This window comes from Ruminococcus sp. B05 (assembly GCF_003628495.1).
GTDB lineage: Bacteria > Bacillota > Clostridia > Lachnospirales > Lachnospiraceae > Schaedlerella > Schaedlerella hominis.
This window is the reverse complement of the sequence record NZ_RBZR01000007.1, coordinates 96545-110174: the sequence shown is the minus strand read 5'-3', so window position 1 is coordinate 110174 and position 13630 is coordinate 96545. Positions and strand designations below refer to the sequence as shown.

Sequence of the window (13630 nt, the reverse complement as noted above, 5' to 3'; positions counted from 1 at the left end):
CATGGATAATTCCTGGAAAATAAAAAAAGAACTTACATTTACCAATATCTATGCAGAAATCAGCAGACTTGGTGAAGATTATCACATTTTGTTAAGTGGTGGGGAGCGTCCGCATATAGGCTGTACAGTCCTTGCAGTTCCAAGACAGTCTCTTGACAGAAGTGGCAAAATGAGCAGTACGGCATCGGTACTGAATGTGACGGGACATAAGGACGAGGAAGTATGCCGTTATCTTGCGGAGAAAGTATCTGCAGGAAAGAATGCTGTCGTGGTGTGTACCGGAGGCATTCACATGGACGAAATCACGAAAGAACAGATTGCGGAAATTGTGGAAACTATGCGGATAATTGCAGTGGAAATCGTGGGAAAGTAATGTTGTCTAAAGGAGTAGTATGTTTAACAATTATGAAATTGTAGAATACACACACAGCCTTCCGTTCCAGATTCGGAACTTCACAGGGTGGACCATACAGGATGACAGAGGCGATATCAAAGATGTTCTGGAGCATTGGCATCAGGAGATAGAAATCGTGTATACATTCGAAGGACATGCATTACATTACATCGATGGAAAAATTCATCGGGCAGCACCGGGAAAATTATTTATCACCAATTCAGAAAGTATTTTAACGTACGTTCCGAAGGTCTTGTAAACAGCTGCGTAAGTTTCGGACAGAAAGTTGGATTAGGACTCGGAGCAGCTATCGCAAGCTGGATAATCGCAGCCGGCGGATATGTAGAAACTGCAAAGGTACAGACAGCATCGGCAAATTCAGCAATTATATTTGCATATGTATGGTTTGGCGTAATCCTTGCAGCATTACTTCTAGTAGTCAGTATTCTTTTAAATATTGATAAATACGAAGGACAGATTAAAAAAGAGTTGGAACAAAGACATAAAGCGTAAATTAAGTAAGTAGGAGAGAAGAATAATGTGTAAAGAATTAGTGTTCGACAAAGAAAAATATACAGTTGAGACAGTTACAATGGAAGGGCAGACACTTGTTTACCGGGCATACGAGAATATTCCCTACGTGTCAAATCCTGTTGACGAGAAGATGGAAAGACTCAGTATTTTCGTGCCGGAAGTATTTTATGAAGGAAAAGAAGTCGGCGGATATAATCTCGGCAATGCGCCAATTTTTTTGCCGAATACTATTGGCGGTTATATGCCGGGACCACAGGAACGTCCCGGAAAAAATATACACGGAAAAGTCAATGCTACATTTTTTGCATTGCTTCACGGATATGTTGTAGTTTCTGCTGGGGCACGTGGAAGAGAGATGAAAGATGAAGCTGGAAAATATCTGGGATGTGCACCGGCAGCACTATGTGATCTGAAAGCTGCTATTCGTTTCCTGCGCCACAATGCAGAAAATATTCCGGGAGATGTAGACAAGATTATTTCCAATGGAACCAGTGCAGGAGGGGCAATGTCTTCTCTTCTTGGAAGTACGGGAAATCATCCAGACTATGAATCTTATCTGGAAAAGCTTGGGGCGGCAAAAGAAAGTGATGCAATCTTCGCAGCATCCTGCTATTGTCCGATTACCAATCTGGATCACGCAGATATGGCATATGAGTGGGAATTCTGTGGATTGAATGAGTTCTCAAAGAAAATCGAGATTCCGCCACAGGAAGGTGAAAGCAATCCGACATTTATTGTAGATGAAGGAACAATGACAGAGGAACAGCAGAAGATGGCAGAAGCGTTAAAGAAGATGTTTTCTGCTTATGTAAATGGACTGGGGTTAAAAGATACGGATGGGAAAGCACTTGAATTGGATGGAAATGGAAATGGAAGTTTTAAAGAATATGTGCTTTCATATGTGAAGAAATGTGTGCAGAAAGAGTATGATAAAGGAACAGATCTTTCAGAACTGGACTGGATGACAATCGAGAATGATGTGGTGACAGATGTAGATTTCGATAAATATATCAGATTCCGTACACGTATGAAAGCGACCCCAGCATTTGATAATGTATCTATGGGGACACCGGAAAATGAATTGTTCGGAACATCAGATATGAAATACCGTCATTTCACAGATTTCAGTAAAAAACACAGTACAGTTAACGGGGAATTGGCAGATGAATTACAGATTAAGATGATGAATCCGATGAATTACATTGGGGATGATAAGGCGGTAAAAGCGGAACATTTCCGCATCCGTCATGGAGCTGTCGACAGAGATACGTCACTCTCAATCTCAGCAATGCTGACAGCCAGTCTTGAGAATCATGGAGTAGATGTAGAACTGGACTATCCGTGGGGAATGCCACATGCCGGAGATTATGATTTAGAAGAGTTATTTGCATGGATTGATAAGATCTGTGAATAGCGAAGAAGAACACAAAAATAAGCCTGAATTATTCACGGTATAACCACGAATAATTCAGGTTTATTTTTTAAAAATTTGTAGTAGTTCGAGAGAAAAGCTGAACTGCTATGAAAATTTAGGGATTATTTTAGAAAGCGATTATCATTCGGGAAATTGTGTGTTATACTTTTTAAAGAAATTATGGTTTGGGGATGTCCCCAGCATCTTTTACTAATTAAGAAATGGAGAAAAGATTATGTCATTAGAGAAAAATTTAGCATATATTGGGGAGCAGCTAAAATCACTTACGGCAATTGCCAGTCCGACTGGATTTACAAAAAAAGCAACAGAGTATCTTTACGAACAGTTTCAGAAGATGGGGTATGAGCCGGAACTTTCTAATAAAGGAAATATAAATGTAGTACTTGGAGGCGAAGGAAGTCCTCTGGTTTTGACAGCACACTTAGATACACTTGGAGCAATGGTTCGTTCAATCAAGGAGAACGGTCGTCTCCGTCCAACTACACTCGGAGGTCATCAGTGGAATACAGCAGACGGTGAAAACTGTATGGTATTTACACGTGATGGAAAAATGTACACAGGTGTTGTTTTAAATACAGAACCATCAGCACATGTTGCAGATGAAAATATCGAAAGAAAAGAAGAAAACATGGAAATTCTTCTGGATGAAAATGTAAATGATAAAGCAGGGGTGAAAGCTCTTGGAATCCAGGTTGGGGATATTATTGCAATGGATCCACGTACAGTTATTACAGAAAGTGGTTATATTAAAAGCCGTTTCCTGGATGATAAGCTTTCCGTAGCAATACTTCTTGGAATTGCACGTGCAATAAAAGAAGAGGGGTGGAAATTAAACCGCAAGGTTTCATTGCTTTTTACAGTATATGAAGAAGTAGGACATGGCGGAAGCTTTATTCCGGCTGACACAGAAGAGATGATTTCTGTAGATATGGGATGTGTTGGTGCAGACCTTGAATGTACAGAGCGTATGGTATCAATCTGTGCAAAAGATTCGCGTGGTCCCTATAACTATGATCTGGTTACTACTTTGTCAGAAATTGCAAAAGAAGAAGGTCTGGATTATGCAATCGATGTCTATCCACATTATGGTTCTGATGTAGAGGCTGCTCTAGCAGGAGGATATGATATCCGTCATGGTCTTATCGGACCGGGGGTATATGCTTCGCATAATTATGAGCGCTCTCATATGGATGGAGTTATGAATTCCTATAAGTTGCTTGAAAAATATTTGACGAGATAAAGAGGGTGCTATTTAGTTCATTAAATGGCAATACGTTCCTTATAAAAAATTGATATAAGAATTCTTGCTCAGATTCTATGAGCGGGAGACACATAAGAGCGTAAATTTTTGCTAAAAGCAAATGAATTTGAACTCAAACTTGCTGCTACGCAGCTTCAAACACGTTCGTTTAAATTCATTAACGCAAAAATTTACGCTCTTATGTGTCTCCAACGCTCACTCCATATTCGCTCGAATTTCTTATATCAAATTTTTGTAAGTAATATATTGGCTCAAGTTTGAAGTAAATAGAACTCAAAGGATATGGGGGAGATATCTGAGGTAATGGATTTTGGGGAATTGAAGATGCAAAATTTTGATGAGGTGCATCCGCAAGTTATAGAAAGGGCAAGTTGAGGATGCAGAATTTCAATGAGAAGCATCCTCACGTTATCAAAAATGTGGGATGTAGATGCATCGAAACCCAGAAAAGTAAATCCATCATCGCTCAATCTATTTAAACCACGATACACCACAAAGCAAGAAAAAGACTATGCAATCCAGCGAATTGGAGTCGGGCTTGCCCGACGAAGCTGAGCAGGAATGCATAGTCTTTTTCTTGCTTGGGGCTGTCGTGAACTAAATAGCAACTTAACCAAGAATTTCCTCGGCCAGTTTCTCAATAGCTTCAACATCAGCATCTTTCATAGTAGATTTAATTGTAACAGTCTGCTCGCAGATAGCTACATTTTTAAATGTCTCAACAATACCTTTCATTGTTTTGGCAGCAGATGGAGCCCAAGAACCATTCTCAATGATTCCGACCTTACGGTTCTGATATGTTTTGTGTGACAGGCGATTTAAGAAGTCTTCCATAGGAGGAAAAACACCTGCATCATAAGATGAAGCAGCAAGAATCAGCTTGTCATAACGGAATGCATCTTCAATTGCTTCAGACATATCATCTCTTGTTAAATCAGTAAAAGCAACTTTTTTAGCACCCTTTGCTTTTAAAATCTCAATCATCTTTTCAGCAGCTTTTTTTGTATTGCCATGGATAGAAGCACATGCTACAAGTACTCCGTCATCTTCAGCTTTGTAACTGCTCCATGTATTATATTTATCCAGATAGTAACCGAGATCTTCTTTAAGAATTGGTCCATGCAATGGACAGATTGTCTCGATATCAAGTGTTGCAGCTTTTTTAAGTAAAGTCTGAACAGGTGCTCCGTATTTTCCAACGATATTAAAGTAATATCTTCTTGCCTCACATGTCCAGTCTTCATCAGCTGAAAGAGCACCAAATTTACCAAATGCATCAGCAGAGAAGAGAACTTTCTCAGTAGCTTCATATCCTACCATAACTTCAGGCCAGTGAACCATTGGTGCCATAAAGAACTGTAATTTGTGAGCACCTAGTTCTAATGTCTCACCTTCTTTTACAACAACACAGCGATTGTCCAGCTCTGCAATGTCAAAGAACTGAGGAAGCATAGCTTTAGCTTTGGCACTGAGAACCAGTTTAGTTGCTGGATATTTTTCGGCAAACAACTGAATATTAGAAGAGTGGTCAGGCTCCAGATGAGAAACTACAAGATAATCAGGTGTGCGTCCAGCAAGCTCTCTATCGAGATTTTCAAACCATTCTGTTGTTTTTCTTGCATCGACAGTATCCATAACTGCAATTTTATCATCAAGGATGATATAAGAATTATAAGAAACGCCATTTGGGATGATGTACTGACTTTCAAATAAGTCAAGAGTTGTATCATCTACTCCGATATATTTAATAGAATCTGAAATTGTAACATTACTCATGATTGATTTCCTCCTAAAATGAATTCTTAAATACTACATCAGTATAACATATTAGGTAGCAAGGGTAAACCATAAGTAAGAATTGTAAGAATGAGAGTCTAGCTTCATATGCAGATTCGAAAAATCAAGTCGTTCACGATTGAAAATGACCTGAAAATATGATAAAATCGAAGAGAATTTTATCTTAGTCGAGAAGACTCCCACCTTTTAAAGTGGCGAGTAATAGTAAATTTGTCTCAGTGGGAGTCCAATCTCCGACTGAGATAAACGCTCCGCGAGGATGCGTAGTGATTCTGATAGAAATAAAAAATATAATAACGTATGTATAAAACGAGGAGGAAAATAAAAATGGAAGCATATAAGAGCGAATTTATTGATTTTATGGTAGAAAGTGATGTATTAAAATTTGGCGATTTCACATTAAAAAGCGGAAGAAAATCACCATTTTTCATGAATGCAGGAGCATATGTGACAGGTTCACAGTTAAAGAGACTTGGAGAGTATTATGCAAAAGCAATCCATGACAAATATGGAGATGATTTTGACGTATTATTCGGACCAGCTTATAAAGGAATTCCGCTTGGAGTAGTAACAGCAATCGCTTACAGTGAATTATACGGAAAAGAAGTTCGTTATTGTTCTGACCGTAAAGAGGAAAAGGATCACGGTGCAGATAAGGGAAGCTTTCTGGGAAGCAAGCTAAAAGACGGAGACCGTGTTATTATGATCGAAGATGTTACAACATCAGGTAAGTCTATGGAAGAGACTGTACCAAAGGTAAAAGGTGCAGCTGATGTTACAATCGTTGGACTGATCGTGTCTTTGAACCGTATGGAAGTTGGAAAAGGTGGAGAAAAATGTGCATTAGATGAAATTAAAGACTTATACGGATTTGAGACAGCAGCAATTGTAGATATGGCTGAAGTTGTCGAGTGCTTATACAATAAAGAAGTAAATGGAAGAGTTGTGATTGATGATACAATAAAAGCAGCGATTGACGCATATTATGAACAATATGGTGTAAAATAATCAATGTTTTGTTGATATATTTCTGATATTCAAGGATATATGTGGATAACTTTTTTGGAGGATTTCATGGAAAGAATATATAAGACTATGACAACAACAGGAGCAGGAAGTGTTGCTCTTGGTATTGTTGTATTGGTAACAGGGATTGCAACAGGAGTTGTGGCAATCGTGAATGGAGCAAGATTGCTCAAAGATAGAAAACGAATTATATTCTAAGTAAGATTTTATATGGGTGAGTGGAGAGAAGCGGATTGTATAATCCGCTTTTTTCCGAAAAATAATAAAGTAAGGGTGCAGTATTTTGAAAAAAAGAAAGGCAACAAGAATCCGTGCTTTAGGAAAAGTTTTATTTATATTGTATGTTTTATTTCTGATATATTTTTTGCTTTTCTCAGATTGGTATGGAAGGACTGGTATCGCAGAGGAATACCAGTATAATTTTCAATTATTTAAAGAGATAAAACGATTTTGGGAGTATCGAAAAGAATTAGGCTTTTTTGCAGTATTTACTAATTTATGTGGAAATGTGTTGATATTTGTTCCATATGGTTTTTTTATTGCAGTGGCAAGCAGATTTCGAGGCTTTTTTAAGACAGTTTGTTCAGGATGTCTGCTGAGTCTGGGCGTTGAAGTATTCCAGCTTTTCACAAAAGTCGGCAGCTTCGATGTGGATGATCTGTTTTTGAATACTGTAGGATGTGCGGTGGGATATATTTTGTTTGTGATATGTAATGGAATTAGGAGAAAGCACGATGGGCAGTAATAAAAAACAACAAAAACGTAAGATGGAAAAAGAATTGAAAAATTATGGAAAATATGGACAAATGCAGATTAAACATTCCCATATGGGGATTTGGTCCTGTGCATATGCACTGGGGGCGGTAATTGTAATTTTCATAGCAATTCTACTTGCTTATTTAAAGCATGGTGAGTCAGCAGGCTATGTAGGCGGAATAGGAATTCTGGCAGTCGGATTATCTATTTTTGGAATACAGGCAGGTTCGAAAGGGCTTAAAGAAAGAGATCGTAAGTATATTACGTGCAGAGTTGGAATTGCATGTAATATTTTAATCTTAATTTTTTTAATTGTGATATTTGTAGGAGGAATACGATAGATGGCAGAGATGATGTGGCAGACAGAAAGAAATGAGATGTGTGCAGAACGCCATGAACTTTCTGTAGAACGTTTAAATCAGATAATGATAGAAGAAGGCATTACCAAGCCATATGTGGCATATTTTCAGGAGATGGCAGCATTTCTTTTAGAATTAGAAGCAGTGAGGATAAAGATTGCGGATGGTTCATGGGATAATCTGGAATTGCAGGAGATGAAGGAACTGAATACACTTTTGTATTCGGACGTATTGCCTGTAAAATATGAGAAAAGTTATGCAAATCCGGCCTTTGCAGTACAGGAGTTAGGAGAGACATTCGGACAGTTGCTTAGTATGTTATATGCAGAGCTTAGAAGTGGAATTGCATATGCATTTGAAAACAGAAAAGATTATCTTACAATACTGAACGAACTTCTGATAGAAGTATATACTTGCTTTGAAGAGGAAGTGCCGGAGTTTAAAACAGTAAAAGAAATAATATACTGGTATGCAAGTGATTATTGTGATGTATTTCTTGCTGACCGTATTGAGGAACAGCTTATTCCGGAACTTTCTATTGCAACAGAATGGATTATGGAAGCAGACCTTGATGACGAGAGATATCTCTATCGTTTTGGAGAATATATTACGGAAAATGAGATTGGGACAGCAAGACACTTGGCGACTCTTTCAGATGAAGTTCTTCAAAAGATGGCAGATGTTTACACAGAAGGATATCGCATCGGTTTTATAAATACTGGAAAAGATTTATCTAAGAAGGCAGTGGTAGATCTTCGCTATTGTCTTGGTTTTGAACGTGTAGTTAAAATTGCAATAGAGAATTTTAGAAAAATGGGATTAGAGCCGGCAATATATCGTGCAGCTTCTAGTGTTATCACGAGAAAAGAGCAATTTAAGATTGGATACTATGGCGCAATTGCAAACCCACAGTATGATTATGACCATCGTTCAGATCAGGCTTTGTTTATGGATAAGCGTTATGTTGAAAGAAAACTTGATATATTGAAAAACACTTATGAGAAAAATAAGGATCAGGCAGCTTTGATGGGTGGCCCGGCTGTGATGGAGATATTTGGAGAAAAACCATTTTCACCGGATAGTAAACAGGAAAACCTGACATATGATGAGGCACAAAGAGAGCTTACTTTATTATATACAAGTAAGTCGGGTCAGTTGACAAATCAGTATATTAAGGGCGAAGAAAGAAGCTTTACAATTGTTGCATATCCAATTCCTGAGATTGGAGAACAGTACAAGGAAATTTTTGATGAAGTGATCAAGATCAATACATTGGATGCAAACTTATACGAGAAAGTACAGCAGACAATGATCGATGCACTGGATCAGGGAGAAGCTGTGCGTATTCTTGGAAAAGGTGAGAACAAGACAGACCTGACAGTACAATTGTACAAATTAAACGATTCTGAGAAAGAAACTATTTTTGAAAATTGTGTTGCAGATGTCAACATTCCGGTAGGAGAAGTGTTTACTTCGCCGGTTTTGGAAGGAACAAACGGAACTTTGCATGTAAGCAGAGTATTTTTAGAAGGTCTTCAGTACTGTAATCTAGAGATACAGTTTAGAGATGGAATGATTGAATCTTATACTTGCAGTAATTTTGAAGACGAAGAAGAGAATAAAAAATATATTTACGATAATATTTTACACAATCATCCAACACTGCCAATCGGTGAATTTGCAATCGGAACGAATACGACAGCGTATGTAGCCGGTAAAAAATATAACATCGAGGACAAGATGCCAATTTTGATTGCAGAGAAAACAGGACCTCATTTCGCAGTGGGAGATACCTGCTATAGTTGGAGTGAAGATATTAAAGTATATAATCCAAATGGAAAAGAAATTGTTGCGAGAGACAATTCCGTATCCATATTAAGAAAGGAAGATATAGAGAAAGCATATTATCAATGTCATACAGATATAACCATACCTTATGAAGAGTTAGAAGAAATTAGTGTATTAACAAAAGATGGGAAAAATATTATACTATTGAAGGACGGAAGGTTTGTATTACCGGGAACGGAAGTGCTTAATAAACCTTTGGACGAGTATAACGGACAATAAAAACAAGTGAAGTTGTCCAAGAAAACCAAAAAATTGTACAAAATGGATACAATACTTTAAATAAGGAAGGTGGATGTAACATGCCAAAAGTAGGAATCGTAATGGGTAGTGACTCGGATCTTAAAGTGATGAGCAAAGCTGCAAAAACATTAGAGAAATTTGGAATTGATTATGAGATGACGATCATCTCTGCACACAGAGAGCCAGATGTATTTTTCGAGTGGGCAAAAGGCGCAGAAGACAGGGGCGTGAAAGTAATCATTGCAGGAGCAGGCATGGCAGCACATCTACCAGGAATGTGCGCAGCATTATTCCCGATGCCGGTTGTCGGAGTACCTCTCTCAGGCAGCAAGCTTGACGGAATGGATGCTGTGTTTTCTATTATGCAGATGCCACCGGGAGTACCGGTTGCGACGGTTGCAATTGATGGTGGAATGAATGCTGCGATCATGGCAGCAAAGATTCTGGCGGTTTCAGATGCAAAATTACTTGAAAAATTAAAAGCATATACAGTAGAGATGAAAGAAGCAGTACAGGCAAAAGCAGCAAGACTGGATGAAGTTGGATACGAAGCATATTAAAAAGGAGAATGGTTATGGATTATAAGAAGGCAGGCGTAGATATCGAAGCAGGTTATAAATCAGTAGAGTTGATGAAAGAGCATGTAAAGAGAACAATGAGAGAAGAGGTTCTCGGTGGACTCGGCGGTTTTTCAGGAGCATTTTCATTGAAAAAGATTAAAGAAATGGAAGATCCTGTCTTATTGTCAGGAACTGACGGATGTGGAACAAAAGTAAAACTTGCCATGATCATGGATAAGCATGATACAATCGGAATTGATGCAGTTGCTATGTGTGTTAATGATATTGCGTGTGCAGGAGGAGAACCATTATTCTTCCTGGATTACATTGCATGTGGAAAAAACTATCCGGAAAAGATTGCAGCAATCGTAAGCGGTGTTGCAGAAGGATGTGTACAGTCAGATGCAGCATTGATCGGAGGAGAGACAGCGGAACATCCAGGACTTATGCCGGAAGATGAGTATGATCTTGCAGGATTTTCTGTAGGTGTCTGTGACCGTAAGGATATGATTACAGGAGAAAATCTGAAAGACGGAGATGTCCTGATCGGTATGGCTTCATCTGGTGTACATAGCAATGGATTTTCACTTGTTCGTAAAGTATTTGATATGACAAAAGAATCACTTGATACATATTATGATGAGCTTGGAAAAACTCTTGGAGAGGCACTTCTTGCTCCAACAAGAATTTATGTACAGGCATTAAAGAGCATTAAAAAAGCAGGTGTAACAGTAAAAGCATGCAGCCACATCACAGGAGGCGGTTTCTATGAAAACATTCCTCGTATGCTGATCGATGGAGTTCATGCAGTAGTTGAGAAAAATAGTTATCCAGTACCTCCGATCTTTGGTTTGATGGCAAAAGAGGGAGAAATTGATGAGCAGATGATGTATAACACATTTAATATGGGACTTGGAATGATCGTAGCTGTAGATCCGGCTGATGTTGATAAGACAATGGAAGCAATCAAAGCTGCAGGAGATCAGCCATATGTAGTTGGTCATATTGAAGCAGGAGAAAAAGGAGTAACATTATGCTAAGAGTATTAGTATGTGTTTCCGGTGGCGGCACAAATCTGCAGGCAATTATAGACAAAGTAGAAGCAGGAGCAATTACAAATACAGAAATCGTGGGGGTAATCAGCAATAATAAAAATGCATTTGCACTTGAACGTGCTAAAAAGCATGGAATTTCGGCAGAATGTATTTCGCCGAAAGATTATGAAAGCAGAGATATATTTAATAAACAATTTTTGGAGCGTGTAAATGCATATAAACCGGATTTGATCGTGCTTGCAGGTTTTCTTGTGGTAATCCCACCAGAGATGATCGCAGAATACCGCAATCGTATGATCAATATTCATCCATCTTTGATTCCGGCATTTTGCGGAACTGGATATTATGGATTGAAAGTACATGAGGCTGCATTGAAACGAGGAGTGAAGGTTGTTGGTGCGACAGTTCATTTTGTAGATGAGGGAACAGATACAGGCCCGATTATTTTACAGAAAGCGGTTGAAGTGCAAAACGGCGATACTCCGGAGATATTGCAGAAGCGAGTGATGGAACAGGCGGAATGGAAGATTATGCCAGAGGCAATTGACCTTATTGCAAATGGAAAAGTCACAGTAGAAGATGGAAGAACTGTGATTTGTGATTAGGAGGAAACAATGAAAGTATTAATAGTAGGAAGCGGCGGAAGAGAACATGCAATTGCTATGAGCGCTGCAAAGAGCTCAAAAGTAGATAAAATGTATTGTGCACCGGGAAATGCAGGTATTGCAGAATATGCAGAGTGCGTTGCAATCGGTGCGATGGAGTTTGATAAATTAGTTGCATTTGCAAAAGAAAAAGAAATCGATCTGGTAATCGTCGGAATGGATGATCCATTGGTTGGAGGTCTTGTAGACGAGTTAGAAGCAGCTGGAATTCGTACATTCGGACCTCGTAAGAATGCAGCAATTTTGGAAGGATCAAAAGCATTTTCAAAAGATCTTATGAAGAAATATGATATCCCTACAGCAGGATATGAAAATTTTACAGATCCAGAAGCTGCAATTGCTTATCTGGAAACAGCAAAATTTCCAATCGTATTGAAAGCAGATGGGCTTGCACTAGGTAAAGGTGTTTTGATCTGTCAGAATCTTGAAGAGGCAAAAGAAGGCGTGAAGACCATTATGCTGGACAAAAAATTTGGTACAGCGGGAAATGAGATGGTTATCGAGGAATTTATGACAGGTCGTGAAGTATCTGTACTTTCATTTGTCGATGGTAAAACAATTAAGACAATGACTTCAGCACAAGATCACAAACGTGCCGGAGACGGAGATACAGGATTAAATACAGGTGGAATGGGAACATTCTCGCCAAGTCCGTTCTATACAAAAGAGGTAGAAGAATTCTGTAATAAATATATTTATCAGAAGACAGTAGACGCGATGGCAGCAGAAGGAAGAGAATTTAAAGGGATTATTTTCTTTGGATTGATGTTGACAGAGGACGGTCCAAAGGTGCTGGAATACAATGCACGTTTTGGAGACCCGGAAGCACAGGTTGTACTGCCAAGAATGAAAAATGATTTGATTGAAGTGGCAGAAGCTTGTATTGATGGAACTTTAGATCAGGTAGATCTGCAGTTTGAAGATAATGCTGCTGTCTGTGTAGTGCTTGCATCAGAAGGTTACCCTGTTTCATATGAAAAAGGATTCCCAATCAGTGGTCTGGATGAATTCAACAAACATGAAGGTTATTATTGCTTCCATGCCGGAACAAAATTTGATGGGGATCATATTGTCACAAATGGAGGGCGTGTCCTTGGTGTGACAGCAAAAGGAAAAGATCTCAAAGAGGCAAGAGCAAATGCTTATGCTGCAACAGAGTGGGTGCAGTTTAAGAATAAGTATATGCGGCATGATATTGGAAAGGCAATTGATGAGGCGTGATTGCTGTTTAGTTCATTAGGTGGCAATACGTTCCTTACAAAAAATTGATATAAAAATTCTTGCTCAGATTCCATGAGCGAGAGACACATAAGAGCGTAAATTTTTGCTAAAAGTAAATGAATTTGAACTCAAACTTGCTGCTACGCAGCTTCGAACATGTTCGTTCAAATTCATTAACACAAAAATTTACGCTCTAAGTGTCTCCAATGCTCACTCCATATTCGCTCGAATTTCTTATATCAATTTTTTGTAAGTAATGTATTGACTCAAGTTGTGAAGTAAATCCTTCATCATTCCACCTATTTCAACCACGATACACCACAAAGCAAGAAAAAGACTATGCAATCCAGCGAATTGGAGTCGGGCTTGCCCGACGAAGCTGAGCAGGAGTGCATAGTCTTTTTCTTGCTTGGGGCTGTCGTGAACTAAATAGCAATTGTGCAATATGATTATTTCAAAAGTATAAACTTTATAAATTT

Annotated in this window: 16 protein-coding genes; 15 read left to right on the top strand and 1 reads right to left on the bottom strand. The window is 38.6% G+C overall.

The genetic code is table 11. The annotated features are described in order from the left end of the window. Nucleotide 1: 1 nt before the first annotated feature. From D8Q48_RS07380 to D8Q48_RS17145, 6 genes are all read left to right on the top strand, one after another. Nucleotides 2–373: a hypothetical protein gene (locus tag D8Q48_RS07380; RefSeq protein WP_172696971.1), complete on the top strand. Its 372-nt coding sequence runs from the start codon at nucleotides 2–4 to the stop codon at nucleotides 371–373. A 19-nt stretch (nucleotides 374–392) separates the two neighbouring features. Then, complete coding sequence (locus D8Q48_RS07375; RefSeq protein ID WP_117991840.1) at nucleotides 393–653, top strand: AraC family ligand binding domain-containing protein; 261 nt, start codon at nucleotides 393–395, stop codon at nucleotides 651–653. Continuing rightward, nucleotides 539–907: an MFS transporter gene (locus tag D8Q48_RS17525; protein ID WP_243116250.1), complete on the top strand. Its 369-nt coding sequence runs from the start codon at nucleotides 539–541 to the stop codon at nucleotides 905–907. The genes D8Q48_RS07375 and D8Q48_RS17525 overlap by 115 nt, the downstream gene beginning before the upstream one ends. Nucleotides 908–932: 25 nt before the next feature. Beyond that, the gene (locus tag D8Q48_RS07365) at nucleotides 933–2342 is read left to right on the top strand and encodes a subtype B tannase (protein ID WP_117991838.1); all 1410 of its coding nucleotides are present in this window, start codon (nucleotides 933–935) and stop codon (nucleotides 2340–2342) included. Nucleotides 2343–2577: 235 nt separating this feature from the next. Next, the gene (locus tag D8Q48_RS07360) at nucleotides 2578–3603 is read left to right on the top strand and encodes a M42 family metallopeptidase (RefSeq protein WP_117991837.1); all 1026 of its coding nucleotides are present in this window, start codon (nucleotides 2578–2580) and stop codon (nucleotides 3601–3603) included. 411 nt (nucleotides 3604–4014) lie between these two features. Further along, the gene (locus D8Q48_RS17145) at nucleotides 4015–4179 is read left to right on the top strand and encodes a hypothetical protein (protein ID WP_172696970.1); all 165 of its coding nucleotides are present in this window, start codon (nucleotides 4015–4017) and stop codon (nucleotides 4177–4179) included. Nucleotides 4180–4233: 54 nt separating this feature from the next. Here the strand turns inward: D8Q48_RS17145 and D8Q48_RS07355 are convergent, their stop codons facing one another. Then, nucleotides 4234–5400, bottom strand: a complete 1167-nt coding sequence (locus D8Q48_RS07355; protein WP_121056081.1) for an MBL fold metallo-hydrolase — start codon at nucleotides 5398–5400, stop codon at nucleotides 4234–4236. 348 nt (nucleotides 5401–5748) lie between these two features. Here D8Q48_RS07355 and pyrE point away from each other — a divergent pair, with 348 nt between their 5' ends. The 9 genes from pyrE to purD all read left to right on the top strand — a co-directional run bounded on the left by pyrE (nucleotide 5749) and on the right by purD (nucleotide 13151). Next, entirely contained in the window at nucleotides 5749–6429 is a 681-nt protein-coding gene (pyrE, locus tag D8Q48_RS07350; RefSeq protein ID WP_121056079.1) for an orotate phosphoribosyltransferase, read from the top strand. Between the two features lie 66 nt (nucleotides 6430–6495). Beyond that, on the top strand, nucleotides 6496–6645 hold the full coding sequence (locus D8Q48_RS17140; protein WP_022076266.1) for a hypothetical protein: 150 nt from the start codon (nucleotides 6496–6498) through the stop codon (nucleotides 6643–6645). An 85-nt stretch (nucleotides 6646–6730) separates the two neighbouring features. Next, nucleotides 6731–7192, top strand: coding sequence for a VanZ family protein (locus D8Q48_RS07345; protein WP_207723265.1), 462 nt, complete (start codon nucleotides 6731–6733; stop codon nucleotides 7190–7192). Continuing rightward, nucleotides 7182–7544: a DUF6142 family protein gene (locus D8Q48_RS07340; protein WP_117991832.1), complete on the top strand. Its 363-nt coding sequence runs from the start codon at nucleotides 7182–7184 to the stop codon at nucleotides 7542–7544. The genes D8Q48_RS07345 and D8Q48_RS07340 overlap by 11 nt, the downstream gene beginning before the upstream one ends. Further along, on the top strand, nucleotides 7545–9629 hold the full coding sequence (locus D8Q48_RS07335; RefSeq protein ID WP_121056077.1) for an aminopeptidase: 2085 nt from the start codon (nucleotides 7545–7547) through the stop codon (nucleotides 9627–9629). Nucleotides 9630–9709: 80 nt separating this feature from the next. After that, a complete protein-coding gene (gene purE, locus D8Q48_RS07330) occupies nucleotides 9710–10210 on the top strand; it encodes a 5-(carboxyamino)imidazole ribonucleotide mutase (RefSeq protein ID WP_117991830.1) in 501 nt (166 codons plus the stop codon). 14 nt (nucleotides 10211–10224) lie between these two features. After that, nucleotides 10225–11250, top strand: coding sequence for a phosphoribosylformylglycinamidine cyclo-ligase (gene purM, locus D8Q48_RS07325; protein ID WP_117991829.1), 1026 nt, complete (start codon nucleotides 10225–10227; stop codon nucleotides 11248–11250). Further along, nucleotides 11244–11870, top strand: a complete 627-nt coding sequence (gene purN / locus D8Q48_RS07320) for a phosphoribosylglycinamide formyltransferase (RefSeq protein ID WP_121056075.1) — start codon at nucleotides 11244–11246, stop codon at nucleotides 11868–11870. Before purM ends, purN begins: the two co-directional genes overlap by 7 nt. A 9-nt stretch (nucleotides 11871–11879) precedes the next feature. After that, the gene (purD, locus tag D8Q48_RS07315; RefSeq protein WP_022076259.1) at nucleotides 11880–13151 is read left to right on the top strand and encodes a phosphoribosylamine--glycine ligase; all 1272 of its coding nucleotides are present in this window, start codon (nucleotides 11880–11882) and stop codon (nucleotides 13149–13151) included. Nucleotides 13152–13630: the final 479 nt, after the last annotated feature.

What these genes read in the sequence shown, in the direction of transcription:
- D8Q48_RS07380 (WP_172696971.1), top strand. Translation starts at nt 2, where the DNA reads ATGGATAATTCCTGGAAAATAAAAAAAGAACTTACATTTACCAATATC.
- D8Q48_RS07375 (WP_117991840.1), top strand. Translation starts at nt 393, where the DNA reads ATGTTTAACAATTATGAAATTGTAGAATACACACACAGCCTTCCGTTC.
- D8Q48_RS07365 (WP_117991838.1), top strand. Translation starts at nt 933, where the DNA reads ATGTGTAAAGAATTAGTGTTCGACAAAGAAAAATATACAGTTGAGACA.
- D8Q48_RS07360 (WP_117991837.1), top strand. Translation starts at nt 2,578, where the DNA reads ATGTCATTAGAGAAAAATTTAGCATATATTGGGGAGCAGCTAAAATCA.
- D8Q48_RS17145 (WP_172696970.1), top strand. Translation starts at nt 4,015, where the DNA reads ATGAGAAGCATCCTCACGTTATCAAAAATGTGGGATGTAGATGCATCG.
- D8Q48_RS07355 (WP_121056081.1), bottom strand. Translation starts at nt 5,400, where the DNA reads ATGAGTAATGTTACAATTTCAGATTCTATTAAATATATCGGAGTAGAT.
- pyrE (WP_121056079.1), top strand. Translation starts at nt 5,749, where the DNA reads ATGGAAGCATATAAGAGCGAATTTATTGATTTTATGGTAGAAAGTGAT.
- D8Q48_RS17140 (WP_022076266.1), top strand. Translation starts at nt 6,496, where the DNA reads ATGGAAAGAATATATAAGACTATGACAACAACAGGAGCAGGAAGTGTT.
- D8Q48_RS07340 (WP_117991832.1), top strand. Translation starts at nt 7,182, where the DNA reads ATGGGCAGTAATAAAAAACAACAAAAACGTAAGATGGAAAAAGAATTG.
- D8Q48_RS07335 (WP_121056077.1), top strand. Translation starts at nt 7,545, where the DNA reads ATGGCAGAGATGATGTGGCAGACAGAAAGAAATGAGATGTGTGCAGAA.
- purE (WP_117991830.1), top strand. Translation starts at nt 9,710, where the DNA reads ATGCCAAAAGTAGGAATCGTAATGGGTAGTGACTCGGATCTTAAAGTG.
- purM (WP_117991829.1), top strand. Translation starts at nt 10,225, where the DNA reads ATGGATTATAAGAAGGCAGGCGTAGATATCGAAGCAGGTTATAAATCA.
- purN (WP_121056075.1), top strand. Translation starts at nt 11,244, where the DNA reads ATGCTAAGAGTATTAGTATGTGTTTCCGGTGGCGGCACAAATCTGCAG.
- purD (WP_022076259.1), top strand. Translation starts at nt 11,880, where the DNA reads ATGAAAGTATTAATAGTAGGAAGCGGCGGAAGAGAACATGCAATTGCT.